The sequence below is a fragment of the Pseudomonas sp. UBA3149 genome (assembly GCF_002364655.1).
Taxonomy (GTDB): Bacteria; Pseudomonadota; Gammaproteobacteria; order Pseudomonadales; family Pseudomonadaceae; genus Chryseomonas; species Chryseomonas luteola.
Genome location: NZ_DEYV01000047.1, coordinates 1 through 24,188, shown reverse-complemented (window position 1 = coordinate 24,188; position 24,188 = coordinate 1). Strand labels below are relative to the sequence as shown.

Below are 24,188 nucleotides of genomic sequence, written 5' to 3'. Positions count from 1 at the left end.
TATGAAGACAGGTTCTTTCCGTCGTCAGTGGAGCGCCTGGCTCGATCGACGCATACCCGCTGCGCCATCCATGGTATTGCACCAGAAGCGCATTTTTATCCTTCCCACCCGCCAGGGCACAGCGTTTGGCGTTGCGTTGATTTTGATGCTGCTTGCAGCCATCAACTACCAGAACAGCTTGGCGTACGGCCTGACGTTTCTGCTGTTTTCGGTTGGGATCGTCACCATCCTGCATACCTATCGAAATCTGGCGGGACTGCGGTTGACGGCAGCTGGGTCAGCGCCAGCGTTCGTCGACGAGCCCGTGCGGTTTCGGGTGCGTCTGGACGATGAAGGGCGCGCCCATCAGGCCATTGCAATCGGGTGGGGTAAGGACACGCTTCAATACACCGATGTCGAGGCAGGTAGCGCCAGTGAGTTGGACCTCTTCCTGACACCCGTGAGGCGGGGATGGTTGAGGCCCGGCAGGCTGCGGGTAGAAAGCCGATTTCCGCTGGGGCTGATGGTGGCATGGAGCTGGCTTGATCTGGAGCAGAAAGCCTTGATCTACCCAAAACCGATACCGGGTGATTTGCTGTTGCCGGCGGGTCTTGACGTAGACGCTGACGAAGGTGCCCGCACTCAAGGGCAGGGTGCTGATGATTTTCTGGGACTCAGACCTTACCAACCAGGGGACTCACGTCGCCGGCTGGACTGGAAAGCGTACTCGCGTGGACAGGGCCTATTGGTCCGGGATTTCGCCATGCTGACAGGCAGTGATTTATGGCTCGACTTTTCTGTATTGGACGGAGATGTCGAAGCACGACTATCCCAACTGTGCCACTGGGTTCTGGTTTGCTCCGCCAAGCAGCAACGGTTTGGGCTGCGCTTACCAGGAACCGTGCTGGGCCCTGATACCGGTGAGGCACATCAGTCGGCATCGCTCAAGGCACTGGCTCTGTTCGGACAGCCCTCATGACAGCCGTTCAACCTATCCCCCGTATCGCGCTGACCTGGTTGCTGGTTGCCCAGGCATTAGTCATTGCGCCCCACTTGTTCCATCTGCCGTTCTGGATCGTCGGGCTGTGGCTGGGGTGCGCGTTCTGGCGTATTCAGCAGTTCAGGATGAGGGCTCGGGCACCTACCCGGATTGAAAAAGCCGGCTTGCTGATTGTAGCTGCCGCTAGTGTCTGGTTCGCCCAGGGTACGGTGATCGGGCTGGACGGCGGAACCGCGCTGCTCATCTCAATGTTTGTGCTCAAGCTGGTCGAAATGAACACAAGGCGGGATGCCTTGGTAGTGATCTTTCTGGGCTTTTTTGCGATTGTCATTGCTTACCTGTTTGATGACAGCTTTCTTGCCGCCTTGTATAGCCTGTTGCCCATCTCTATGCTGCTGGCGGCGCTCATTGGCCTCCAACAGAGCGGCATGGCGCATCGGCCATGGCCTACCTACAGGTTGGCCGGAAGCCTGGTGCTTCAGGCACTGCCACTCATGCTCGTGTTGTTTCTCTTTTTTCCACGCATGGGACCGTTGTGGTCAATGCCACAATCGGGTGACAAGGCCGTAACGGGGCTTTCGGACAATATCGCTCCCGGCGAGATTGCCGAACTTTCCCAATCTGCCGAGCGGGCATTTCGAGTCAGCTTCGAAGGGACGCCTCCGCTACGCAATACGCTTTACTGGAGAGCAGTAACTTTCGAGCGCTTCGATGGCCAGCGCTGGTCGGTCAGCCAGGAAACTGCCTACAGCACCGTTCCACAATGGCAACCGGCTGGCGTTGCTATTCACTACACGGTGGTTATGGAGCCAAGCCAGAAGCCTTGGCTGTTTGCGCTAGACGTGCCGCAAACCAATCAGAGTGACGTCAGGCTGGTCGGAGATTTCCACCTGCAACGCCGAAGACCCGTTGATACGCCTTTGATGTACGAGGCGACATCATGGCCGCAAGTGATACGCGAGGAAGCTATAAATCCGGCCAACTCACGGCGCGCACTGCAACTACCTACCAACAACGACCTGCAAGCGCGTGCCTGGATTAAAGATCTGCAGCAGCGCTATCCCGAGCCTCAGGCATTGGCAGAGGCGATACTGCGCTATTTTCGTGAGGAGCCTTTTATTTACACCCTCAAACCGCCAGTCGGGGGGACGAATGCTATCGATGCCTTTCTCTTTGAGCATCGTCGTGGCTTTTGCGCCCATTATGCTGGTGCGATGACATTTCTCCTGCGTGTCGCCGGTATCCCTGCACGTATGGTGGCGGGTTATCAGGGAGGAGAATACAACCAGGCAGGCAATTACTTGACGGTCCATCAATTTGATGCACACGCCTGGGTAGAGTACTGGGTTTCCGGAAAAGGCTGGGTAAGCGCCGACCCTACGGCCCAAGTCGCGCCCGAGCGGGTAGAGCGTGGCCTTGAGGATGCGTTGTCAAGTGCACGAGGTGAAGGTGCTTTTCTAGAGTCGTCACCCTTCTCACCGATGCGCTATCGACAACTCGCCTGGCTTAACGAAGCCCGGATGGCGTGGGACAGGCTCAACTATGGCTGGCAACGCTGGGTTCTAAATTATCAGGCTGAGACGCAAGGCGACCTGCTGCGGAATTGGTTTGGCAAGGTCGATAGTGCCACGTTTGTTGCGACGCTTGTTGGCGGTGGGGGACTGTTGATGGGGCTATTGGCGGTATGGCTGCTCAAACCCTGGAAACAGGCAACTGACCCACAAACACGGCTATTCAATCAGTTCGAACGAGTGGTAAGGCGCTACGGACTGACTCGTGAGAAAGCTGAAACCGTCCGTCATTTCATGCAGCGTACTATTCAACGACTCCCTCACCAGCAAGGCGAAATTGAAGCGTTCTGCCTGACCTTCGAACGCCAGCGCTACAGCCGCGAAACTGTGGATGAACATCTTCTTAAAGCGCAGCTAAAGGCTTTGAAAAACGCTCTAAGAGCTTCAAAAAGCGCTAATCAGGCCTAGATAGAGCGCTCGATCAGCTGACAAAAAGCGAGTGGGACTTCTTGCTCGGCTCGTGAAACTGGATCGCCATTGCCGCTACGATACCTACGACGCCCACTGCAACACTGGTAAGACTATGGCACAGCAGGCCGCTGGTAACAGTCAGCGCAGACAGGCTGACAAGCGGGACCGACAGCATCAGTGCCGTATCGCGTGAGGAGGCCCGATTCATCATATGGCGCATGATTGCACTCCTGTTAATTGATACACTTACTGTAAGGGCTTTGATAATGTGGTCGCGAATCGTTCCTCACTATCAAAGCCATAGATTGCTTGTGCTTAAAGCTTGAGCTGTTGGATGGCCCTGTTCAGGTCGCCCGCCAATGCGGCCAGCTCCTGACTGGTTGCCGATGCATCGGATGTCTGCCGTACGGTATGCTCGGTAACGTCTCGTATACCGACCACTGAGCGGCTCATTTCCTCTGCTACGTGAGACTGCTGCTCGGCGGCAACCGCAATCTGCGTGTTGCTGTCGCGCATCTGCGCCACGGCTCCAGCAATCGCCGCCAAGGCCTGTCCGGCTTCGGCAGCTTCTTCAACACATCCATCTGCTTTGATCGAACTTTCGTTCATGAATTCAACCGCATCGCGCGTTCCTGCCTGAAGCGTTGCAATCATCTGAGTGATTTCGTTGGTTGAATCCTGTACACGCTGTGCCAGATTACGGACCTCGTCAGCCACGACGGCAAACCCGCGACCCATTTCGCCCGCGCGAGCTGCTTCAATGGCGGCATTGAGTGCCAGCAGGTTTGTCTGTTCGGCAATACCATGAATGACGCTGACGACGCTGCTGATTTTCTGGCTGTTGTCAGCCAGATGCTGGATCATTTCAGCCGTCTGCTGAACGCCCTGGGAAAGTCCGGAGATCGACTGGCTGACGCGCTCGACTACGGCCTGTCCGGCACCGGCTAAACGATCGGCTTCCTTGGATTGATCCCGAGTGTCGGCGGTGTGCTGGGCGATGTGATGGACCGTTGCAGACATCTCATTGATGGCTGTTGCCGTCTGGTCCGTTTCGCTCTGCTGATTCAACATGCCGCGCTGTACTTCCCGCATCGTGCTGGCCAGACGTGCTGCGCCCTCATCCAGTCGAGTGGCGGTCTCGGTCACCGTCATGACAATACGTTGATAGCCCCCCTGCATTGCATTGAACGCGTTGGCCATCTGGCCGACTTCGTCACGGCTGTTGAGCGGTACTCGTGCCGACAGGTCACCACTGCGCTCTACGTGCAGCATGACATCCTTGAGTGTATGCAGGTTGGTCAGGATGAAACGGATCAGAAGCTGAGAGGCGCACAGTAGTACCAGCATTAGCACGAAAACGGCCACACCGTATTCGAAGGCGCGATGCATAAAGACCTCGCCAAAGCTCACCCGCTCCACGGTTATGGCAAACGGCTGACCATCGGAGGTCTGGGCAACCCAGGCTCCTGCCAGCGCTTCGCTGCGCTCCAGTTCCACCCAGTCCCGCTTTCCACTCAGCGAGACTGCATCGACTCCAAGGCGCGCTAGCGCAGCGGTGTCGTTGAGTTTCACCGCTGTGTCTGTAACCGGGAATTGAGCAGCCGCTAACGTCGATAGATGGCTGGCTTCCAGTCTGGCAGCGTTCTGACCGGCATCAAGGCGGGCATTCTGCTCAAGATGCATGGCAAACAAGACCAGTAACAACGTCGTAAAGAAAGCAACGGCGTTGACGGCCCAGAATTTGTACTTCAGGGAAATGTCTCGAATCCAACCACTCATGGAATGTTGTGTCCGTAACGGGAGTTTTTCCAGCATAGAGCCGGAACAAAATGTCGAAGCGGTCTATAGAAGCGACCGCTTCTTTCCACTCAGGTTAACGGCACAATAAAGAGCAGCTTTAGGTCGGATCTTCAAAACTCGCGTCAATCACCGGCAGGTTGAAAAACTGCCGGGCTGTGACTGTGGTATGTGCGGCGAGGGCCTGAGGCGACTCGTGACGATGGCGAGCCACTTCATGCAGTACTTCAGTCAGGAATGCTGGTTCGTTATGCCCACTCTTGGGTTTGGGGCGTAGCGTGCGCGGTAGCAGATAAGGCGCGTCGCTTTCCAGCATCAGGCGGCCCATGGGAATGTCATTCATCAGCGGATGAAGGTGTGTACCGCGACGCTCGTCACAAATCCAGCCGGTAATACCGATGTGCAGGTCCAGATCCAAGTATTGATAGAGGGCCTGTTTTTCGCCGGTAAAGCAGTGCACGACAGCCGCGGGAAGCTTGTCGCGAAAATCGCGTATAATGGCCAGCAGACGTTCGCTGGCGTCTCGTTCATGCAGGAAGACCGGAAGTTGTAGTTCAACGGCTATGGCCAGTTGTTCTTCAAGCGCTTTCTCTTGCACGGAGCGGGGAGCAATGTCGCGGTTGAAGTCCAGTCCGCATTCGCCAAGAGCACGTACTTTCTGCTCTTTTGCCAGCGCCTTGAGGCTGTTACCTGTCGTGGCGGTCCAGCTTGCTGCTTCGTGTGGATGAATGCCGGCTGTTGTAAACAGCGTGTTCGAGTCATCCAGCGTGCGGCAAAGTTCGAGCGCAGCCTCGCTTTCAGCAAGGCTTGTGCCGGTCAGTACCATTTGAACGACACCCGCTGTGCGCGCTCGCTCAATAACGGCTTCGGCTTCTCGCGCCAGGCTGGGATGAGTCAGATTGACGCCGATGTCGATCAGTTGCATGAGAAATACCTAATAAACGGTGGCCAGCTGAGTATCAGTCTGTCCATTTAATAAAAAAGTCGATCATGAACAGGATTATGTCGGTGTTCATGGGTAGTTCGGCTTCCATTGCCTCCTGGAAAGGGAGGGCGTCGTTGCGCCTTGTCTTGCGCTTGGCCAACCATGGAGAACCGGATGGCGCGTCATCTTATTGTTGTGTGTTGTCTGCTGTTGTTGTCACCTTTTCCTGCCCAGGCACGGGTCGGAAGTACAGAGCACTGGAAGCAGGAGAAGACCGTACGTGACCTGTCTGCGATTCGAACTGCAGGCGTGCTGCGTGTCCTGGTCAATCAGAACCGTAACAGCTCCGGCGAACTGGACGGCAAGCCCATCGGCATAGAGTACCGTCGTCTTGATGCCTTCGAGCAGTATCTCAACGCCAAGGGCAAAAAGACTCAGCCGCTCAAGGTTGTTTTCATCCCAAAGCCTAAAGAGGAATTACTGGCTGCGCTAGAGCGGGGTGAGGGTGATATTGCTGCTCCGGGTGAGCTGTTTTCGGGGCCTATCGGGACCAAGATCGTACGCAGCCATCCACTGATGACCAATACGCCACTTGTAGTCGTCAGCCGATCAGGGCAGCGTCGCTATACTCGTCTGGATCAGCTGTCTGGTCGCCAGCTCACTCTGCCAGCCGGTAGCGCAGCCGAACCCGCGTTGCGCGAGCTGAATGCGCAACTGGCTAAGCGTAAGCTCAAGCCCATCGAGCTTGAGCGGGTTGACTCCAGCCTGGGTGTTGAGGATGTGCTGGAAATGGTTTCCGCTGGAATCTTCTCCCTTACGGTCGTTGAACAGCCTATTGCAGACCGCTGGGCCAAGGTCTTGCCCAAGCTTCATGTAGAGCGGCGGCTAGTAGTGGCCAAGCAGCAGGATATGACTTGGTTTGTCCGGCGCGATACCCCTGAACTGCGTAAAGCGGTGAATGGCTTTCTTGCTGGACATCGTATGCCGACCGGCAGCGATGTGGCGTTTCAAAAGGCCTACAAAGGCAGTTCCAAGGTCCGGAATCCGTTAGGTGCAGACGATCACCAGCGGCTTACCGAAGTTCGTCCGGTCCTGAAGCGATACGCGAACACTTACAATCTGGATTGGCTAACCCTGGCGGCTATGGCTTACAAGGAATCAGGTCTGGATGGCGCTGCCAAAGGTAGCGGTGGCGCAACAGGGCTGATGCAAATTACACCATCGGCGGCCCGAAGCGTTGGGGTCAAGAATATTCGCACGGTTGACGGCAATGTGCAGGCTGCTGCTCGCTACATGGCAAAGCTGCGCCGCCAATTCTTTTCAAGCCGCACGCTGGATGAGCGTGAGCGTCGGGCTTTTGTTCTCGCAGCTTACAACCTGGGACCAGAGCGGGTTCAGCGGCTGCGGACCGAAGCGAAGCGACAGGGGCTTAACCCTAACAAGTGGTTCTTTCAGGTCGAGCGAATTGCCTCTGAAAAATATGGGATGGGCGTCGTCAATTACGTCAGCAGCGTCAATAAATACTATCTGGCGTATGCCCGCGAGCGTGACCGGCTGGAAGAGGGCAAGCGCAGCATCCGTATTACCAGTCGTTAATCCGGTTGGCAAACCGCCGTGCTTGACAGCATGAGTACCGCTTGCCTAGGATTCGAATGCGCCGATTTAAACAGCAACTTGCGGGGCGCGAGTCTATCGAGACTCAAAAAATACCGCTAAAGCGCTGGCCGGTGATTGCCTCACCGCTGACCAGCGGGACTTATGAGGCGGATACCATCACCATGACCATTTCCCACTGCCAATTGCGCCTGACCCCCATTACTCACGGATCGCTCAGCTCGCATCCTTCCATTTTGCTTGGCGGACTGCATCAGCCCACACTGCTCCGGTATCTGGAAGGCTGGACAAGGCGTTGGCCTGCTTCTCGCTCCTTCCAGATCCGTTTTGCCCAGCAACCGCAGGAGTTGAGCCAATTTGCCAAGGACATGTTTGACTTCGCCGTCATCGAAGCGCCTTCCAGGGACCAGGCGGCTGCGGTCGTGCATGAATTGACACGGATCGCCCGGCAAGGCGTGATTACCCGGCGTCAGGGGTAATCAATTTCTACGATGTACCAGCGCTTCTCGCCGGTTGGTGTCTGCACGGTAATTTCCGCATCCAGCGGTTTACCGACCATGGCACGAGCCAGCGGGGCGTCGATGCTGATCTGGTTGAGTTTTATGTCGAACTCATCCGGTCCTACGATTCGATAGCGAGCCTGTTCACCCTCGTCATCTTCCAGGGTTACCCAGGCGCCAAAATACACCTTGTTGGGATCTGCCGGCCGCTCGCTGATAACCTTGAGATTCTCCAATCGCTTACGCAAAAAACGTACACGGCTATCGATTTCACGCAGCATTTTCTTGCCATAGGTGTACTCGGCATTCTCTGAACGATCACCCTGGGCCGCCGCTTCGCTCACGGACTGCGTAACTTGTGGTCGACGGACATTCCAGAGCTCATGCAGCTCGGCGCGCAAGCGCGCTTCGCCTTCGGGCGTAATCAAAGGGGTGCCTGCACTACGAGGTGGTCGGTATCGACTCATACATCCATTCCATATAAAAACCTGATTAACCTTCCCGCAGAATGCGTAGCGGACTGACCGTCAATGCCCGTCTCGTTCCCAAAAGACCGGCTGCAGCAATCATTGCTGCGCCTATCAGGGGAAGCAGCAAAAGCCATGGGTGTGGTTGCCATGGCATATCGAACACAAGGCGATACAGCAAAGCTGTAATGATCTCACACCCTAATGCTGCCAAAAGTCCACTGGTTGCGCCAAGCAAGGCAAATTCAACCCGGCGGGTGCGTATCAGGAGTCGTCGCTCTGATCCCAGTGCCCGCAAAAGTGCACCCTGGCGTATGCGCTCATCCAGTGTGGATTGAAGACCGGCAAACAAGACCGTCATTCCAGCGGCCAATACAAAGAGCAAGACGAATTCTACCGCAATGGTTACTTGGCCCAGGATGCTGCGTAGTTGCGCAAGGATCGCATCGATAGGCAGTAACGTCGCGGCTGGAAACTGACGTGCCAACTCAACCATGGCCCGGTCATGGCCAGGCGGAATGTAAAAGCTGGTGAGATAGGTGACGGGAACATTGGTAAACGTTCCCGTCTGAAAGATCATGAAGAAATTGGGCTGAAAATTATTCCAGTCCACGGTTCGCAGACTACTCACCTGCACCTCTATGATCTTGCCGGCAATATTGAAGCTGAGATGATCGCCTATCCCTACCTTGAGGCTCTTGGCTAGTTCTGCTTCTACGGATACGCCCGGCAGATCACGTGTTGGAGGTGTGGCGTCCCACCACCGTCCGGCAGTGATGACATTACCTGAGGGTAGTGTGTCAGCCCAGGTAAGACTAAGGTCGCGACGCGTGGCGCGGTCTCCGCGTGACTCGCTTTCTACGACCTCGCTGGCAGGCTCGCCATTGATCAACACCAAACGACCCTGCACGATGGGATATAACGGTTTCGGATTGGGCGACAGCTGGCTGATCTGTGCCGCAAAGGCGTCCTTCTCGGCAGGCAGGATATTGAGTGCAAAATAATTGGGGGAGTCCGCTGGCAGCTGGTCCTGCCAGCGGTCCAGTATTTCTCCGCGCAACAAGGCGATAAGCGCCATCGCCAACAAAATCAGCCCAAATGCCAGGGCCTGTCCGGCAGCAGCGACTGGATGACGAAGCAATTGGCCCAGCCCCAAACGCCAGGCAAGCGGTGCCGAGGCTAGCATGCGGCGTAATCCTTTCAAGCCCAGCAGCATTAGTCCGCCAAGCACTACTGTGGCAGCCAGTCCGCCACCTAGCAGTGCCAGGGTTAGCCTGAGGTCCAGCGATAACCGCCACATGATCAGCCCTAAGGCCAGCAGGGCAGTACCATAGACGATCCAGCTTCTAGGAGGGACAGGAAGAAGGTCGCTGCGCAGAACGCGCAGGGGCGGGACTCGGCCAAGTGCAGCCAGGGGCGGCAACGCGAAACCAGCAAGCGCGATCAGGCCCGTCCCCATACCCGCAAGTGCTGGAAATAGTCCTGCACTGGGAATCGTTGCGGGCAGCAATCCTGCCATCAGGTGGAACAACAGGAATTGGGCAAGCCAGCCCAGTACAGCGCCCAGTACGCTGGCCAGCAGCCCAAGCATGGCCAGTTGCACGCTATACAGAATCAAGGCTTCCCGGCGCGAAAGCCCAAGGCAGCGGAGCAGAGCGCTTGCGTCGAAGCGCCTGACTGCGAAGCGATTGGCCGACATGGCCACGGCCACGCCAGCCAACAACACGGCGGCGAGGCTCGCTAATCCCAGGTAGCGTTGCGCTCGGTCCAGGGCGCTGCCGAGCTGACGATTACCGTCGCGTGGGTCCTCGATTCGCTGATTGACATCGAGACTACGTTCGAGCGTTGCCCGGTAACGCTCCAGCTGATCGGTCGCTCCACTCCAGAGGTCTCGGTAGCGAACCCGGCTGCCCGGCTGGATGACTTCAGTGGCCGGCAGGTCTGCACTGTTCATCAGGACACGTGGCGTCAAACTGTAAAAGTCCCCAGCGCGATCGGGTTCGTAGGTCAGGATGCGAGAGATACGTAGTGTTTTACGACCAACATCGATCGTGTCACCTATCTTCAGTTCAAGTGCCGGTAACAGACGAGCCTCGACCCAGGCCTCCCCAGAATCTGGAAGGCCTCCAACTGTTTCCTGACCTTGTGGAGTGAACGTGCTCTTGAGCTGTCCCCTGAGCGGATAGGAGCCGCTGACGGCTTTGACGCTGGACAGTTGAATGGCCTGTTCACCGGCAATGACGCTGGAAAACTCTATGGTTTGAGCATGTTTCAGCCCTTGGGCAAGGCCGGCATCGATCTGCTCCTGATGAGCTGCCGAGGTACCTCGCAGTGCCAGGTCACCGCCTAGAAACTCCGTGGCCCTCAACACCATGGCTTCGTTCAGGCGAGCCGTGAAATAACCGATCGCACAGCTTGAGGCAACCGCAATCACCAGTGCAAAGAAGAGCACTCGCAGCTCTCCGGCTCGAACTTCTCGCATAAGCTGCCGGCTGGCTTGACGCAATAATCGGAAGAAGGGGAGGCGAGTCATTCAGGCCTCCAATGTGACTAGGCGGCCGCTTTCCAGACGTATCAGACGATTGCATCGCTGCGCGAGTCGCTCATCATGGGTCACCAGCACCAGGGTGGTTCCAAGCTCTGTGTTCAGTTCGAACAGCAGGTCACTGATACGGGCGCCAGTAGTAGTATCCAGGTTCCCGGTAGGCTCGTCGGCAAACAATACCTTGGGGTTAGCAGCGAACGCCCGTGCGATGGCGACTCGTTGCTGCTCGCCTCCAGAAAGCTGGCGCGGATAATGACTCAGGCGATGCCCCAGATTGACTCGTTCCAGAAGAGACTCGGCGCGATCACGCGCATTTTTGTAACCTTCAAGCTCCATGGGGAGCATGACATTTTCTAAAGCGGTCAGGCTGTCGAGCAGTTGAAACGACTGAAAAACGAATCCGACATGCTCGGCACGTATTCGCGCACGCTCATCCTCTGACAATGCGGCCAGAGCATGTCCCGCCAGAACAACATCTCCCTCACTCGGCTGATCTAACCCGGCCAACAGGCCTAGCAGAGTGGATTTGCCGGAGCCTGAGCTGCCTACGATGGCCAGGCTGTCGCCCTTTGCCAATTCAAGGTCGAGGCCATGAAGGATGGTGAGTTCACCTTCCGCGCTGGGTACAACCTTGCTAAGGTTCTGGGCAACTAGAATGCTGGCGCTCATGAGGATTCCGCATGCGTAAATGGTTATCGGGCGGCTGTCTCGCGCTGTTTCTAATTGCGCAACACGCCGCAGCACAGACGCTTTTGATCGTTGGAGATAGTATCAGTGCCGGTTTGGGGATAGAAACGGGCCAAGGATGGGCTTCGCTGCTTGAAAAACGGCTGGACGAACAGAAGGGCAGCTACAAGGTCATCAATGCCTCGATCAGCGGTGACACCAGTGCCGGCGGGCTTTCCCGGCTATCGCCGTTACTTAATGAGCACAAGCCTGATGTTGTGCTGATTGAGCTGGGCGGCAATGATGGTTTGCGTGGCCAGCCCCCTGCGCAATTGCAACAGAATCTTGCATCAATGATTGACCAGTCCAAGCAGGCAGGTGCCAAGGTACTGCTTCTAGGAATGCGGTTGCCGCCCAACTATGGCATTCAGTATACCGAGCGTTTCGCTGCGGTTTATTCCAGTCTGGCTGAAGAAAAAAAGGTCGCACTGGTGCCCTTCTTTCTGGAGGGGGTTGGAGGAATAGAGCAGTACATGCAGCCAGACGGAATTCATCCCAATGCAGCCGGACAGCCAAGACTACTGGAAAATGCCTGGCAAGCCTTACAGCCCTTGCTTGAACGGACGCAGAATGCAAAGCACTGACATTTTGTAAGATTTTACAGTTTGGGGCGGTTAAATCCGGTTCACCTGCTTTTCAGGTCAACGCCTTTCCGTTAAGGTTGCGCCCCCCTTCTGGAGCCTCAAATGTCGCGTCACGCCTGGTCCTTGTTTGGCTTTCAACTTATCGTGCCTGATTCACAGCTCGATCTGTTCGCCTGCCGGACAACACGGCTGCACATCGTTGCACGCCAGCTTGAGCTAGGCGGACATGCCGATCGCACATTGTGCGGCAGCCTTCTCCCGGCCGAGCCCAAGTTTCAGCCATTGGCTCGGCATTGGCTGAGACACTCGCAGTTATGCCCCCAGTGCATGGAACGTCTGGAAGCAGATAAACGGGGTGAAGTGGGTACTGTTTCGTTCCTCTGAGGTCTCACGACCTTATAGGCGCAGTGTTACACTGACACTATTTACAGCATTCTTTTCAAAGGATTTTTCGATGTTGTCTCGCGCATCATCTATCGCCTGTTTATCGCTTGCCGTTAGTCTGACTGCCGGTACGGCTTGCGCCCTGGAATTGCCGCTTCCACCGCCTGGTGAAGATATCGTGGGCGAGGTGCAGGTCATCAAGGCCGCCTACGAAGACACATTTGCAGACCTCGGTGAGAAGTACGATCTTGGCTATTCGGAGATGGTGGCAGCGAACCCGGGCGTTGATGCCTGGTTGCCAGGGGCGGGTACCGAAGTAGTTCTGCCTACACGGTTCATCCTGCCGCCTGGACCGCGTGAAGGGGTTGTCATTAATCTGGCTGAGTACCGTATGTACTACTATCCCAAAGGGGGTAATACGGTTTTCACCTACCCATTGGGAATTGGACGTGAAGGATGGGGGTCGCCTGTTGGGACTACCCGAATCACCGCCAAGACCAAGGACCCCAGCTGGTATCCGCCTGCATCGATTCGTGCCGAGCACGCCGCCGATGGTGATCCGCTTCCAGCCGTGGTTCCGCCTGGGCCGGACAATCCGCTTGGACCCTACAAGTTGAATCTTGCGCTACCAGGTTATCTGATCCACGGTTCCAACAAGAAATTTGGTATCGGCATGCAGGTCAGCCACGGCTGTTTCCGGATGCTGAATGAGGATCTCAAGGAGTTCGTTGGAATGATTCCGGTGAACACCCCTGTACGCATCATCAACGAGCCTTACAAGTTTGGTATCAGCCAAGGCAAGCTGTATCTGGAGGCGCATGAGCCGCTCTCGAGCGAAAATGGCAAGCCGGCCATGATCGACCAGCACACGGCTGTGGTGAATGCCATGATCCGTCGCGAGGACTTGAGTGGTCACGCTGAGCTGAACTGGGAATTGGTAAAGGATATCGTCACGGCGCAGGATGGTCTGCCTGTAGAGGTGGCTGCTACCATCAATCAGGCTTCGCAAACTGCTGCGACTGCCGCTGATCAGCCTGCTGCAGCGCTATAAAACAGTGTGGCAACAAAAAGCCCGCCAAAATGGCGGGCTTTTTGTTGCTCGCAAAAGCCGACCCGAGAGTCAGCTTAACAGGTCAGAGACCTATTATTTGCGGCTGGCTTTTTCCAGCATACGCAGAGCGCGCTCGTTAGCTTCGTCAGCAGTCTGCTGAGCTTTCTGAGCAGCAGCCAGAGCGTCGTCAGCATGACGATAAGCTTCGTCAGCACGAGCCTGAGCGCGAGCAGCAGCGTCTTCAGTAGCGGTCAGACGGGCTTCGCTTTCTTTGGAAGCGTGGCTGCAACCAGTAGCCAGGGCAGCTGCCAGAGCCAGAGCGGCAAATTTCAGAGCGTTGTTCATCATTATCCCCTTGAGGTGGACTTCCATATAGAGTGCAAATTTCCCAGCGGAAAATTGCGCGCTACATACTACTCATAACGTGTAGTAAGTAAACTGAGCGAATGCAAGGTTCGCGAGTTTTTTTCACTTTCCCTTTCATAAGCTCGATAAATTGACATTGCGTTGCTTAAAAAGTGTCCAAGGGTGACTGATGACGGGTTTTCCGACGGTATAAGGAGCGCGACTAAGGCAAACAGTTACATGGCTAATGGGTTGTATTAATGCAAACTTCAACGCACTATTAGGCTCTGAGTCTTGCGCCAGATGCTCGTTGTATTAAGCCTAAGGTCATGATTGTTGTGCGATGGCCGGCCCGAACGGGGCAGCCATTTCTGTAGTCTGAAAATAGGCTCGGCAGCAATGTCGCTTCCCAATAAGAGAGATAAGGCGGGTAATCGGTTTTCCGCCAAGGAGCAGATATGAACGAGTCGTTTTCAATCGACCACGACCTCTCATCTCACCAGTTTGTCATCCACGTCGATGGGCAGCGAGCGTATCTTGCCTATATGGATCTTGGTAAGCAGACCATGGATTTTTACAGAACCTTTGTGCCCGATAATCTGCGGGGCAGGGGAATAGCCGCAGCGTTAGCCGAACACGCACTGACGTACGCGGAGTCACGTGGCTACAGCGTCATTCCATCCTGCTCCTATGTCGAGCGTTATATCGAGCGGCGTCAGCAGAAGCTAACGGCTCCTCACTAATCGACAGGTATAAAAAAGCCGGGTAAAGAACCCGGCTATAAGAAGACTGGCAATCAATCGCGCTTGCGCTTGGGCAGTACATCCTTGAGCTTGTTATGCATGCTCATGATGCTCTGTTCCGTCATTTCCCAATCGATGCAAGCGTCTGTAACCGAAACGCCATATTTCAGTTCGTTGAGATCCTTAGGAATCGGCTGGTTGCCATAGCCCAGATGGCTCTCCACCATCAATCCGATAATGGACTGGTTGCCTTCGATTATCTGGTTGGCAACGTTATCCATTACCAGCGGCTGCAGTGAGGCATCCTTGTTAGAGTTTGCATGGCTGCAATCCACCATGATATTAGCCTTGACCTTGGCTTTGCTTAATTCACGTTCGCATACCGCAACGCTGACCGAGTCGTAGTTCGGTTTGCCGTTACCGCCGCGCAGAACCACATGACCGTAGGGGTTACCTTTGGTCTGCACGATCGAGACCTGTCCCTGCTGGTTGATGCCGAGGAAACGATGTGGGTTTGAGACTGATTGCAAGGCGTTGATAGCAACGGTCAGGCTGCCATCAGTGCCGTTCTTGAAGCCAACGGCCGATGAAAGGCCGGAAGCCATTTCACGGTGCGTTTGGGACTCCGTGGTCCGGGCGCCAATTGCAGACCAGCTGATCAGGTCCTGAAGATACTGTGGTGAGATGGGATCTAGTGCTTCGGTGGCAGTAGGCAAGCCTTTCTCGGCCAGCTCTAGCAGCAATTGGCGACCAATGTGCAAACCATCCTGAATCTTGAAGGAGTCGTCGAGGTAGGGATCGTTGATAAGCCCTTTCCAGCCGACTGTCGTCCGCGGCTTCTCAAAATACACTCGCATGACAAGGAAGAGGGTATCGGAAACTTTTTCGGCCAGAACCTTCAGGCGGTCGGCGTACTCGTGGGCTGCCTTGATGTCATGAATGGAGCAGGGGCCAATCACGACAAAAATCCGATGATCCTTGCCATCAAGGATATTACGCACCACCTGGCGACCCTGAGCGACTGTCTTGGAGGCGCTTTCGGTCAAAGGAATCTCTAGTTTGAGTCGCTCAGGCGTTATCAGGGGGTCGTTTGATACGACGTTTAGGTCATTTATAGGTAAATCGGCCATAGTGTTCTCGGAGGCCACGGTGCCTGCTTGGGCATAACCGGCTGGCGTTACGCGGTAAAAGGTGGACAAGAAGCTAACCATAACGTGTCTTCATAGGAGGCGACAATGGCCTTTTCCGGTTCGAGAGACGAAGCGGCCTGTTGCGTCCTTGAATGTCTTGACCAGTACGAAATAGCGAGGCTTTGTGGAATTAAGCGATCTTGATGCGGATCAGGCGTTGTTGGCGCTTTCGGGAGTAACGTTGCTTATCTTCACCAGTGAAGGGTGCTCAAGTTGCCGGTGGGCGCGAGAGCGCTTGCCGGAGATGAACTTGCCATGCGATCAAATCGCCTGGGTCGATGCGGAGCGAAACGGAGGAATGGTGCAGCGCTATGAGGTATTTCACTTGCCTGCTCTGTTCGTAGTACGTCAGGGGCTATTTTATGGCGGGCTGAAAACGCGGATGACCGAGTCTGAATTGAATCAGGGAATTCTGGCTTGTCTGAGCCGTGATGCTGATGATTTACCTTGATGAGAGAAGTGTGGTGTTAACTAACCAAGTCGCAAATTAAGGCATTTACCAGCATTTTGCACGGCGAAGTGGCAATACGCTGCTACGCTTTCCTATGATGAATAAGCATTCGGCATGTCGTATGACGGCCATCCACGTCAGTAGTTGAGGGGGCCAATTGATCCAATCGATTCTTTATGCAACTGATCTGGGCATCTACTCATCCTCTGTCTTGCAGCATGCGCTTTCCTTGGCGCGAGCGCATGATGCTAAGTTGTATGTCGTACATGCGGTTGAACCCTTGGGGTTGTTCGCTGACTCGATTTTGCAAACCTATATGGATGCCTCCACGTTGGCACAATTGAACAAGCAGGGTTTCAATACCGTTTTAGCCAATATTGAGCAGCGCGTGATCGAGTGTCTGCGCGATGAAATGGGGGAGACTGCGCAGGAGTTTGACCGTATCCGTTTGGTGCGGGTCGTTCAGGGAGATCCCGCTCAGGTCATTCTTGATCAGTCCCATGATCTGGCTGTCGATTTGATTGTGTTGGGCAGTCATAGTCATGGCAGTACTTGGGATACACCGCTGGGACGTACTGCAGGCAAAGTTCTGCAAATGGCGGATGTGCCTGTCTATCTTGTACCCATGTTGCAGCATCGCAGCCATTGATAATTACCAATGGCTATAAATATTTTCGTAGTGCGTTAGTATAGGTTATAACAATGGTGCTGTTAGCTATAGCAAGGAGCCATCATGAAGCTTCAGCAATTGAGGTACATATGGGAAGTGGCGCATCACGATCTCAATGTTTCTGCAACAGCGCAAAGCCTGTATACCTCCCAGCCAGGCATCAGTAAGCAGATCCGGTTGCTTGAGGACGAGTTGGGGGTAGAAGTGTTTGCTCGCAGCGGCAAGCACCTGACACGCATTACGCCAGCGGGTGAGCGGATTATCCAGACCGCTGGTGAGATCCTGCGTAAGTGCGAAAGCATCAAGCAGATCGCTCAAGAGTTCTCCAACGAGAAGAAAGGCACGCTTTCAATCTCCACGACGCACACCCAGGCCCGCTATGCATTGCCGGATGTGATCAGTGATTTCATGAAGCAGTATCCGGATGTCGCCCTGCACATGCAGCAGGGTACACCTATGCAGATTGCTGAAATGGCAGCAGATGGCACAGTTGATTTTGCCATTGCAACGGAAGGTCTTGAGCATTTTGGTGATCTGATCATGCTGCCCTGCTATCGATGGAATCGATGTGTCATCGTGCCCCATAGTCACCCCTTGGCCAAAGTGCCCAAGCTCACCCTGGAAGCCCTGGCTGAGCATCCCATCGTCACCTACGTATTCGGTTTTACAGGACGTTCCAAGCTGGATGAGGCCTTTAGCCGGCGAGGATTGGAGCCAAAAGTCGTTTTCACCGCAGCCGATGCCGACGTTATCAAGACCTATGTAAGGCTCGGTCTGGGGGTGGGAATCGTGGCGGATATGGCGGTTGACCATAAGCTCGACAGTGACCTTGTTGCGCTGGACGCCAGTGAATTGTTCGAGGCCAGCATTACCAAGATCGGCTTGCGTCGGGGGACCTTCCTGCGGGGATATATGTGTGACTTCATTAGTCGTTTCGCCCCGCATCTGACGCGTGAAGTCCTGGTGCAGGCGATGCAGTGCCATAGCCGCCAGGAAGTTGAAGACCTATTTGCTGAAGTCACATTGCCGACCTACTAGACTCGCTTAATCATCGTATGAAAGAAAGGGAGTCACTTCGTCTCATTTTGTGTCAGAGTGGCGGGGTGAGCTTTCCAGCAGCTCACAGGTGTCCCTTACAAGAAAAACAATACGAGGTTCATACGATGAAAGTGTCCCGAAAGTCTGCTGTTCTGCTAGGTATAGGTTTCGCTCTTATGTCCGGACTCTCCCAAGCCAGCTCGTTGCATGTTGATCGTGCCCCGTTCGGGTCACTTCCTGATGGCCGTGCCATCGAGCGCTATACGTTACAAAACAGCAACGGAATGCGAGTTGGCATCATTACTTATGGCGGTATCGTTCAATCCATTGAGGTGCCCGATGCGAAAGGGCATATGGAAGATGTCGTTCTAGGTTTTGATGATGTGAAAGGCTATCTGGATAACGGCACCGTTTACTTTGGTGCGCTGATCGGCCGATTCGGCAATCGCCTGGCCAAGGGTAAGTTCGAGCTTGATGGCAAGACGTATCAGGTGCCGATCAATAATGATCCAAACGCCCTGCATGGCGGGCCGGAAGGTTTCAATACCAAGGTATGGCAGGCCAAGCCTATCGAGGGCAAGGATTGGAAAGGCGTATCGCTTAGCTATGTTTCGTCTGATGGTGAGATGGGCTTTCCAGGCACGCTCACAACTACTGTGCGTTACACTCTCAACGAGCATAACGAGTTGCAGATCGAATATACCGCAACGACGGATAAGCCTACGGTAGTCAACCTGACCAATCACAGTTATTTCAATCTGGCGGGCGCTGGCAACGGGACCATTCTTGACCAGAAGGTGACTATCCATGCGTCCAAGTTCACCCCGATTGATTCAACGCTGATTCCAACCGGGGAATTGGCTGATGTGAAGGGTACGCCTATGGACTTTGTCCATCCGACTGCTATCGGTGCGCACATTCGTGACAACGACCAACAGCTGAAATATGCCGAGCCCAAACAGGGTGGTTTTGATTTCAACTGGGCATTTGATAAGCCGGGGCAGCTCGATGCCGTAGCGGTTACGGCTTTTGATCCATCATCCGGGCGGCGTCTAGAGATGTATACAACCGAGCCGGGTGTGCAGTTTTATACCAGCAACTTTCTGGATGGCACTATCAAAGGCAAGCAAGGCAAAGTTTATCCGCACTGGGGAGCGTTTACGCTGGAGGCTCAGCACTTCCCCGATGCACCAAACCAGCCCAACTTTGCCAGCACTCGCTTGAATCCCGGCGAGACATACAAGCAGACTACCATCTACAAATTCTCGACCCTCAAGCAGTAATCTCCTGCCTATGGGGCTGCACCGTCAGCCCCATATCCTGCCTTAGTTCTTCAATCAGCATTTTGGCCGGTGCGGTGACGTCCATGCCCTGGCGAATGACAACGCTATAGGGCTCGCTGTTGATTTGCAGGTCAATGGAAAACCGCTTGAGCAAGCCAAAGCGTTCACTGAAGAGCGCTACATCGCTAGGCATCACAGCCAGAAGATGCGGATCCTCCTGCAACAGGCTAAGCATCGTGAACGTAGAGGCCGTTTCGATGGGATAGCGCGGAAAGTCGAGCCCTGCAAGGCGAAACTGCTGTTCGAGCGCGAGGCGCATGGGCATGTTGGAGGGATAGACAACCCAGCGATAGCCTGTCAGCTCGTCCAGACTGGAAAGTGATGCGTTGGCCAGCGGATGGTTGGGATGAGCCACCAGCGCCAGGCTTTCTGGATGTTCGATCAGCTTTTCATACGCATCAGGCCGGGTGCTTACGCTGGTTCGGCAAATCACTACGTCTACCCGCCCTTGGTCGAGAAGGGCAAGCAGTCGCGCGCTGGTGTCCTCCGCGATATGAATCGACAGTTCCGGCTGTTTCTGGCGAAGCCGATTGAGCGACTGCATGAGCAGCGGCACCGCACCCATGATAACGCCAATGGACAACCGGCCACCCTGACCATGCAGGATGCCAATCATTTCTTCCCTGAGGTGGGCAATGTCGGACTGAATAAGGCGCGCATACCGAATCACGCAGCGTCCCAGATCGTTAGGCACCAGTCCCTGACTGGTACGTGTAAAAAGGGTGGCGCCTAGTGTCGCTTCAATTTCATGGAGGGCTTTTGTTGCACCCGGTTGAGTAATAGCAACCTGCTCGGCAGCCTTGTGCAGTGAGCCATGCTCCTCAAGGGCAATGAGAAGCTTGAGCTGACGTACGCGTAGGCGCGATGAAATGGAATTCAAAGATGGAATCATGGGAATAACCAAAGGTTATCACTTAATCAGTACCTCTCATTAGGCAGCGTTCTGCGCGCGCCGTAAAGTATGCGCTATCCATTCAGCCCATAACGATAAGAGCAAACCCCATGAGACTGATTCAATTTGAGACTTCAGAAGGCCAGCGCCATGTAGGAGTGGTTGAAGGCGAGAATCTCCAGATTGTACGTAATGTTCGCACGACACGTGAGCTGGCACTGAATGCAATCCGAAACGGACGTGATCTGGTTGCTGAGGTCCAGGCGCAGGGTACCGAGCCAGGGCCGAGTTATGACAGTGTGCTTGAAGCCCGTCGCGTATTACCTCCGCTGGATCATGACGATACGGCCCACTGCCTGGTTACCGGAACCGGGCTTACGCATCTGGGCAGTGCTTCTACGCGAGACAAGATGCATCAGCACAACAATCAGGACGAAGCCAAGTTGACCGACAGCATGCGTATGTTCAACTGGGGACTTGAAGGCGGACGACCTTCGGCCGGTGAAGTGGGGGCGCAGCCAGAATGGTTCTACAAGGGTGACGGCAGCATTGTTGTCCGTCCGGGCGAGGATTTTTCCCTTCCCGAGTTTGCCGAAGATGCCGGTGAAGAGCCTGAATTAACCGGCCTGTATGTCATCGGTGATGACGGGGAACCTTATCGGGTAGGTTTTGCGCTGGGAAATGAGTTTTCCGATCATGTCATGGAACGGAAAAACTACCTTTATCTAGCGCACTCTAAACTGCGCTGTTGCGCATTTGGGCCTGAATTACGAGTAGGTGAGCTGCCTCGCCACCTTTCAGGTATGAGCCGGATTCGCCGTAACGGTGAGGTCCTTTGGGAAAAGGAATTTCTTTCAGGCGAAGAGAATATGTGTCACAGCCTGGCGAATCTTGAATATCACCATTTCAAGTACAACCAGTTTTTGCGTCCGGGCGACGTACATGTACATTTTTTCGGAACGGCTACACTGTCCTTCGCTGACGGTATCAAGGCGCAGCCGGGAGATCGGTTCGAAATCAGCATGCCTGAATTCGGTAAACCTCTGATCAATGGCATCGCTTCCCATAAGCCGGATTTCGTAATAGGCAACATCAAAGCGCTATAACTTTCTGAACATCAAGTGCTTTAAACGTGGGTTGTCAGCTAAATCTGCCTTCATAAGAGGCCGGTTAAATCACTAAATTGCTATGTTGTATGATGACTTAAAGTTCGACAGGATGTACCTTTAGTGCCTGACACCGATGTTCTTCTCATTTTATCTGCGTGAGCATTGGCTCGCGCAGTGTCCTGAAACCCTTTATGGTCAAGGAGTTAAGCATGCAGATCACAGGACATAACTATGTTGGCGGAGCGCGTAGTGCTAAAGGCGAAACTATCGTCTATAGCGTGGATGCGACCTCTGGAGAACAGTTATCGTATAAGTTCTATCAGGCTACGCCTGAAGAAGTTGATGCTGCTGCACGTGCTGCGCAAGAGGCTTATCCCATCTATCGCAGCCTGAGCGCTGAAAAGCGTGCCAGCTTTTTGGAGGCCATTGCAGACGAACTGGACGCGCTGGGTGACGATTTCGTGCAGCTGGTTTGCCGCGAAACCGCATTGCCTGCTGGCCGTATCCAAGGCGAGCGTGGACGCACCAGTGGACAGATGCGCCTATTCGCTCAGGTCCTGCGTCGTGGTGATTTCTACGGGGCGCGCATCGACCGTGCCTTGCCTGACCGCAAGCCGCTGCCTCGTCCAGACCTGCGCCAATACCGTATCGGTCTTGGTCCAGTAGCCGTATTCGGTGCAAGCAACTTCCCGCTGGCATTCTCTACCGCAGGCGGCGACACCGCTTCGGCGCTGGCTGCCGGTTGCCCGGTTGTGTTCAAGGCCCATAGTGGTCACATGGGAACAGCTGAATATGTGGCTGAAGCCATTGTTCGTGCGGCTGAGCGTACTGGCATGCCGGCTGGTGTTTTCAATATGATCTACGGCGCTGGCGTCGGCGAGCAGCTCGTCAAGCACCCAGCCATCCAGGCGGTCGGTTTCACGGGCTCGCTGCGAGGTGGTCGCGCACTATGTGATATGGCTGCTGCACGTCCTCAGCCGATCCCGGTCTTTGCTGAAATGTCCAGTATCAACCCGGTTCTGCTGATGCCTGAAGCACTCAAGCAGCGCGGCGATAATGTGGCTAACGAGCTGGCCGCTTCGGTCGTGTTGGGATGTGGTCAGTTCTGTACCAACCCGGGCCTGATCATTGGCATTCGCTCGCCGGAGTTCTCTGCATTCCTGGAGCGTTTCGCCGCGACCATGAATGACCAGCCGGCGCAGACCATGCTCAATGCAGGCACCCTGAAGAGCTATGTCAAAGGTCTCGAGCATTTGAATGCTCACTCCGGTATTACTCATCTTGCCGGTGCAACCCAGCAAAATAACAATCAGGCTCAGCCACAGTTGTTCAAGGCTGATGTCAGCTTGCTGCTGGAAGGTGATGAGTTGTTACAGGAAGAGGTTTTTGGTCCAACTAGCATTGTGGTAGAAGTTGCCGATAAGGCCGAGCTGATTCGCGCATTGCATGGCCTGCATGGCCAGCTGACTGCGACGCTGATTGCCGAGCCGGGTGACTTGGAAACCTACGGTGCTGAGCTGACAGCTGTGCTTGAGCAAAAAGCAGGGCGCCTGTTGATCAATGGTTATCCAACCGGCGTAGAAGTCTGTGACTCCATGGTTCATGGTGGCCCTTACCCGGCAACGTCCGATGCTCGCGGAACCTCCGTAGGTACGTTGGCCATCGATCGCTTCCTGCGCCCGGTCTGCTACCAGAATTACCCGGATGCATTGCTGCCTGAGCCACTCAAGAACGCTAACCCGCTGGGTATTGCCCGTCTGGTTAACGGCGTTACGACACGCGATGCGCTGAGCTGATCGCTCCGTTAATGAAAAGCCCCGGCGTGCCGGGGCTTTTTTATGGCTATTCGCCCTCTAATACCAGAGTAAGAGCCTTACGTGCGTCTTCTAGTTGTACCAGGGTGGCATGTTTGGCGCCCAGGGCATCGCCATGTTGAATAGCCGTCAGGATCGCTTTATGGCGGGGAAGGGCGAACTCATGAAGGTTGGGACGCCTGTTTGATTGCTTGAGCGATTCGCGCAATGCCAGCGATAGCATGTTGCAGAGGTTAGCCAAGAGGTCATTGTGAGTGGCTTCGGCAATCTGACTGTGGAAATCCAAGTCCGGTTGTAACCACTCTTCCGGCGTCTTGGCTGCTTCCATGCGCTGATAAGCGTTCTCAATGGCCGCTACGTCATCAGGTGTGGCATGCGTAGCAGCAAGCGCGGCGGCTGCGGGCTCTATAATGCAGCGCACGCTTGAAAGCATGTTGAAGAAATCGTTTTGTGGCGTCGTTTCCATCAGCCAGTGCAGTACGTCGGGATCAAGCATATGCCATTCGCGACGAGGCCTGACAACCGTGCCCACCTTGGGTTTGGAGTAGACAAGCCCTTTGGCTACCAAGACCCGGGTTGCCTCGCGCAGCACCGGGCGGCTGACAGCATACTCCTCGCACAGCAACGCTTCAGGCGGAAGCTTGGAGTCTGCAGGAAAGTGGCCAGAAACGATATGCCGGCCCAACTCCTGAACGATTCGGGCATGCATGCTTTTGCGAAGTGAAGGTTTGCGATATTCCATGAGGCGCGACGTGGCGATCCTGTTTCGAGGCCGCGCATCATAACATTCGCCCCTCGCCAATGCGGAAAGGGGCGTTGAGAACTCACTCAATGTGAATGTCTCGGCACCTCGGAGCCACGGCAGCCAACGAGGAAGTCGAAATCGCAGCCCTCATCGGCCTGCAGCACGTGGTCCACGTACAGCTTGCGGTAACCGCCACCGAGCAGGTTGGCGTTCGGGTCCTGCCAGTCCGCCAGGCGGGCCTGCAGCTCTTCATCGCTGATATCCAGGTGCAGACGGCCGTTCTCGCAGTCCAGC

At 55.0% G+C, this 24,188-nt stretch carries 24 protein-coding genes and 1 pseudogene; 14 read left to right on the top strand and 11 right to left on the bottom strand.

The window, feature by feature from the left end; all coding sequences use genetic code 11:
* Position 1 precedes the first annotated feature (1 nt).
* Both B3729_RS23515 and B3729_RS23510 read left to right on the top strand, forming a co-directional pair.
* Positions 2-958 (top strand): DUF58 domain-containing protein, encoded by a 957-nt coding sequence (locus B3729_RS23515; protein WP_286789154.1) that lies wholly within the window; start codon positions 2-4, stop codon positions 956-958.
* A complete protein-coding gene (locus B3729_RS23510; RefSeq protein WP_286789153.1) occupies positions 955-2,958 on the top strand; it encodes a transglutaminase TgpA family protein in 2,004 nt (667 codons plus the stop codon). Before B3729_RS23515 ends, B3729_RS23510 begins: the two co-directional genes overlap by 4 nt.
* 13 nt (positions 2,959-2,971) lie before the next feature.
* On the opposite strand, the gene B3729_RS23505 is transcribed toward B3729_RS23510, so the two are convergent.
* The 3 genes from B3729_RS23505 to B3729_RS23495 all read right to left on the bottom strand — a co-directional run bounded on the left by B3729_RS23505 (position 2,972) and on the right by B3729_RS23495 (position 5,683).
* Entirely contained in the window at positions 2,972-3,181 is a 210-nt protein-coding gene (locus tag B3729_RS23505) for a hypothetical protein (RefSeq protein ID WP_125888931.1), read from the bottom strand.
* A gap of 95 nt (positions 3,182-3,276) precedes the next feature.
* The gene (locus B3729_RS23500; protein WP_219653019.1) at positions 3,277-4,740 is read right to left on the bottom strand and encodes a methyl-accepting chemotaxis protein; all 1,464 of its coding nucleotides are present in this window, start codon (positions 4,738-4,740) and stop codon (positions 3,277-3,279) included.
* A 118-nt stretch (positions 4,741-4,858) separates the two neighbouring features.
* Entirely contained in the window at positions 4,859-5,683 is an 825-nt protein-coding gene (locus B3729_RS23495) for a TatD family hydrolase (protein WP_286789152.1), read from the bottom strand.
* Positions 5,684-5,857: 174 nt separating this feature from the next.
* On the opposite strand from B3729_RS23495, the gene B3729_RS23490 reads away from it, so the two are divergent.
* Positions 5,858-7,279, top strand: a complete 1,422-nt coding sequence (locus B3729_RS23490; protein WP_286789151.1) for a transglycosylase SLT domain-containing protein — start codon at positions 5,858-5,860, stop codon at positions 7,277-7,279.
* Between the two features lie 182 nt (positions 7,280-7,461).
* Complete coding sequence (locus B3729_RS23485; RefSeq protein WP_286789198.1) at positions 7,462-7,776, top strand: hypothetical protein; 315 nt, start codon at positions 7,462-7,464, stop codon at positions 7,774-7,776.
* On the opposite strand, the gene greB is transcribed toward B3729_RS23485, so the two are convergent.
* Genes greB through B3729_RS23470 form a run of 3 tightly spaced genes read right to left on the bottom strand, consistent with a single transcriptional unit; the run spans position 7,767 to position 11,478 of the window.
* A complete protein-coding gene (gene greB / locus B3729_RS23480; protein ID WP_010797766.1) occupies positions 7,767-8,264 on the bottom strand; it encodes a transcription elongation factor GreB in 498 nt (165 codons plus the stop codon). The two genes, B3729_RS23485 and greB, sit on opposite strands and share 10 nt — an antisense overlap.
* Before the next feature lie 25 nt (positions 8,265-8,289).
* On the bottom strand, positions 8,290-10,797 hold the full coding sequence (locus B3729_RS23475; protein ID WP_286789150.1) for an ABC transporter permease: 2,508 nt from the start codon (positions 10,795-10,797) through the stop codon (positions 8,290-8,292).
* Positions 10,798-11,478, bottom strand: a complete 681-nt coding sequence (locus B3729_RS23470) for an ABC transporter ATP-binding protein (RefSeq protein WP_010797768.1) — start codon at positions 11,476-11,478, stop codon at positions 10,798-10,800. It lies immediately after the preceding gene.
* A gap of 11 nt (positions 11,479-11,489) precedes the next feature.
* On the opposite strand from B3729_RS23470, the gene B3729_RS23465 reads away from it, so the two are divergent.
* From B3729_RS23465 to B3729_RS23455, 3 genes are all read left to right on the top strand, one after another.
* Positions 11,490-12,119, top strand: a complete 630-nt coding sequence (locus tag B3729_RS23465) for an arylesterase (RefSeq protein ID WP_010797769.1) — start codon at positions 11,490-11,492, stop codon at positions 12,117-12,119.
* Between the two features lie 102 nt (positions 12,120-12,221).
* Positions 12,222-12,503, top strand: coding sequence for a hypothetical protein (locus B3729_RS23460; protein WP_010797770.1), 282 nt, complete (start codon positions 12,222-12,224; stop codon positions 12,501-12,503).
* Positions 12,504-12,573: 70 nt separating this feature from the next.
* The gene (locus B3729_RS23455; protein ID WP_150347707.1) at positions 12,574-13,554 is read left to right on the top strand and encodes a L,D-transpeptidase family protein; all 981 of its coding nucleotides are present in this window, start codon (positions 12,574-12,576) and stop codon (positions 13,552-13,554) included.
* 93 nt (positions 13,555-13,647) lie between these two features.
* Here the strand turns inward: B3729_RS23455 and B3729_RS23450 are convergent, their stop codons facing one another.
* Entirely contained in the window at positions 13,648-13,899 is a 252-nt protein-coding gene (locus B3729_RS23450) for an Lpp/OprI family alanine-zipper lipoprotein (RefSeq protein WP_026003970.1), read from the bottom strand.
* 458 nt (positions 13,900-14,357) lie between these two features.
* Here B3729_RS23450 and B3729_RS23445 point away from each other — a divergent pair, with 458 nt between their 5' ends.
* A complete protein-coding gene (locus B3729_RS23445; protein ID WP_010797773.1) occupies positions 14,358-14,642 on the top strand; it encodes a GNAT family N-acetyltransferase in 285 nt (94 codons plus the stop codon).
* A gap of 53 nt (positions 14,643-14,695) precedes the next feature.
* Here B3729_RS23445 and B3729_RS23440 read toward each other — a convergent pair whose 3' ends face one another.
* The gene (locus tag B3729_RS23440; protein WP_286789197.1) at positions 14,696-15,772 is read right to left on the bottom strand and encodes a 3-deoxy-7-phosphoheptulonate synthase; all 1,077 of its coding nucleotides are present in this window, start codon (positions 15,770-15,772) and stop codon (positions 14,696-14,698) included.
* 184 nt (positions 15,773-15,956) lie between these two features.
* Between B3729_RS23440 and B3729_RS23435 the strand changes: the two genes are divergently transcribed.
* The 4 genes from B3729_RS23435 (at position 15,957) to B3729_RS23420 (ending at position 19,274) form a co-directional block, all read left to right on the top strand.
* A complete protein-coding gene (locus tag B3729_RS23435) occupies positions 15,957-16,283 on the top strand; it encodes a thioredoxin family protein (protein WP_074827414.1) in 327 nt (108 codons plus the stop codon).
* Between the two features lie 157 nt (positions 16,284-16,440).
* Positions 16,441-16,932: a universal stress protein gene (locus B3729_RS23430; protein WP_019365963.1), complete on the top strand. Its 492-nt coding sequence runs from the start codon at positions 16,441-16,443 to the stop codon at positions 16,930-16,932.
* Positions 16,933-17,016: 84 nt separating this feature from the next.
* Complete coding sequence (gene cysB, locus B3729_RS23425) at positions 17,017-17,991, top strand: HTH-type transcriptional regulator CysB (protein ID WP_074827412.1); 975 nt, start codon at positions 17,017-17,019, stop codon at positions 17,989-17,991.
* A 125-nt stretch (positions 17,992-18,116) separates the two neighbouring features.
* Positions 18,117-19,274 (top strand): aldose epimerase family protein, encoded by a 1,158-nt coding sequence (locus B3729_RS23420; protein WP_125888924.1) that lies wholly within the window; start codon positions 18,117-18,119, stop codon positions 19,272-19,274.
* Here the strand turns inward: B3729_RS23420 and B3729_RS23415 are convergent.
* Positions 19,264-20,226, bottom strand: coding sequence for a LysR family transcriptional regulator (locus B3729_RS23415; RefSeq protein ID WP_019365966.1), 963 nt, complete (start codon positions 20,224-20,226; stop codon positions 19,264-19,266). The genes B3729_RS23420 and B3729_RS23415 overlap by 11 nt on opposite strands.
* Before the next feature lie 110 nt (positions 20,227-20,336).
* On the opposite strand from B3729_RS23415, the gene araD1 reads away from it, so the two are divergent.
* Together araD1 and B3729_RS23405 are read left to right on the top strand one after the other, a co-directional pair.
* Positions 20,337-21,332 carry an AraD1 family protein gene (araD1, locus tag B3729_RS23410; protein ID WP_074827406.1) on the top strand — a complete coding sequence of 332 codons (996 nt, stop codon included), beginning with the start codon at positions 20,337-20,339 and terminating at the stop codon, positions 21,330-21,332.
* A gap of 212 nt (positions 21,333-21,544) precedes the next feature.
* On the top strand, positions 21,545-23,131 hold the full coding sequence (locus B3729_RS23405) for an aldehyde dehydrogenase (NADP(+)) (protein ID WP_125888922.1): 1,587 nt from the start codon (positions 21,545-21,547) through the stop codon (positions 23,129-23,131).
* A 46-nt stretch (positions 23,132-23,177) separates the two neighbouring features.
* Here B3729_RS23405 and B3729_RS23400 read toward each other — a convergent pair whose 3' ends face one another.
* The gene (locus B3729_RS23400) at positions 23,178-23,891 is read right to left on the bottom strand and encodes a FadR/GntR family transcriptional regulator (RefSeq protein ID WP_074827402.1); all 714 of its coding nucleotides are present in this window, start codon (positions 23,889-23,891) and stop codon (positions 23,178-23,180) included.
* 86 nt (positions 23,892-23,977) lie between these two features.
* Positions 23,978-24,188: pseudogene (locus tag B3729_RS23395) on the bottom strand (dihydroxy-acid dehydratase); the annotation flags it as partial.

What these genes read in the sequence shown, in the direction of transcription:
- B3729_RS23515 (WP_286789154.1), top strand. Translation starts at nt 2, where the DNA reads ATGAAGACAGGTTCTTTCCGTCGTCAGTGGAGCGCCTGGCTCGATCGA.
- B3729_RS23510 (WP_286789153.1), top strand. Translation starts at nt 955, where the DNA reads ATGACAGCCGTTCAACCTATCCCCCGTATCGCGCTGACCTGGTTGCTG.
- B3729_RS23505 (WP_125888931.1), bottom strand. Translation starts at nt 3,181, where the DNA reads ATGCGCCATATGATGAATCGGGCCTCCTCACGCGATACGGCACTGATG.
- B3729_RS23500 (WP_219653019.1), bottom strand. Translation starts at nt 4,740, where the DNA reads ATGAGTGGTTGGATTCGAGACATTTCCCTGAAGTACAAATTCTGGGCC.
- B3729_RS23495 (WP_286789152.1), bottom strand. Translation starts at nt 5,683, where the DNA reads ATGCAACTGATCGACATCGGCGTCAATCTGACTCATCCCAGCCTGGCG.
- B3729_RS23490 (WP_286789151.1), top strand. Translation starts at nt 5,858, where the DNA reads ATGGCGCGTCATCTTATTGTTGTGTGTTGTCTGCTGTTGTTGTCACCT.
- B3729_RS23485 (WP_286789198.1), top strand. Translation starts at nt 7,462, where the DNA reads ATGACCATTTCCCACTGCCAATTGCGCCTGACCCCCATTACTCACGGA.
- greB (WP_010797766.1), bottom strand. Translation starts at nt 8,264, where the DNA reads ATGAGTCGATACCGACCACCTCGTAGTGCAGGCACCCCTTTGATTACG.
- B3729_RS23475 (WP_286789150.1), bottom strand. Translation starts at nt 10,797, where the DNA reads ATGACTCGCCTCCCCTTCTTCCGATTATTGCGTCAAGCCAGCCGGCAG.
- B3729_RS23470 (WP_010797768.1), bottom strand. Translation starts at nt 11,478, where the DNA reads ATGAGCGCCAGCATTCTAGTTGCCCAGAACCTTAGCAAGGTTGTACCC.
- B3729_RS23465 (WP_010797769.1), top strand. Translation starts at nt 11,490, where the DNA reads ATGCGTAAATGGTTATCGGGCGGCTGTCTCGCGCTGTTTCTAATTGCG.
- B3729_RS23460 (WP_010797770.1), top strand. Translation starts at nt 12,222, where the DNA reads ATGTCGCGTCACGCCTGGTCCTTGTTTGGCTTTCAACTTATCGTGCCT.
- B3729_RS23455 (WP_150347707.1), top strand. Translation starts at nt 12,574, where the DNA reads ATGTTGTCTCGCGCATCATCTATCGCCTGTTTATCGCTTGCCGTTAGT.
- B3729_RS23450 (WP_026003970.1), bottom strand. Translation starts at nt 13,899, where the DNA reads ATGAACAACGCTCTGAAATTTGCCGCTCTGGCTCTGGCAGCTGCCCTG.
- B3729_RS23445 (WP_010797773.1), top strand. Translation starts at nt 14,358, where the DNA reads ATGAACGAGTCGTTTTCAATCGACCACGACCTCTCATCTCACCAGTTT.
- B3729_RS23440 (WP_286789197.1), bottom strand. Translation starts at nt 15,772, where the DNA reads ATGGCCGATTTACCTATAAATGACCTAAACGTCGTATCAAACGACCCC.
- cysB (WP_074827412.1), top strand. Translation starts at nt 17,017, where the DNA reads ATGAAGCTTCAGCAATTGAGGTACATATGGGAAGTGGCGCATCACGAT.
- B3729_RS23420 (WP_125888924.1), top strand. Translation starts at nt 18,117, where the DNA reads ATGAAAGTGTCCCGAAAGTCTGCTGTTCTGCTAGGTATAGGTTTCGCT.
- B3729_RS23415 (WP_019365966.1), bottom strand. Translation starts at nt 20,226, where the DNA reads ATGATTCCATCTTTGAATTCCATTTCATCGCGCCTACGCGTACGTCAG.
- araD1 (WP_074827406.1), top strand. Translation starts at nt 20,337, where the DNA reads ATGAGACTGATTCAATTTGAGACTTCAGAAGGCCAGCGCCATGTAGGA.
- B3729_RS23405 (WP_125888922.1), top strand. Translation starts at nt 21,545, where the DNA reads ATGCAGATCACAGGACATAACTATGTTGGCGGAGCGCGTAGTGCTAAA.
- B3729_RS23400 (WP_074827402.1), bottom strand. Translation starts at nt 23,891, where the DNA reads ATGGAATATCGCAAACCTTCACTTCGCAAAAGCATGCATGCCCGAATC.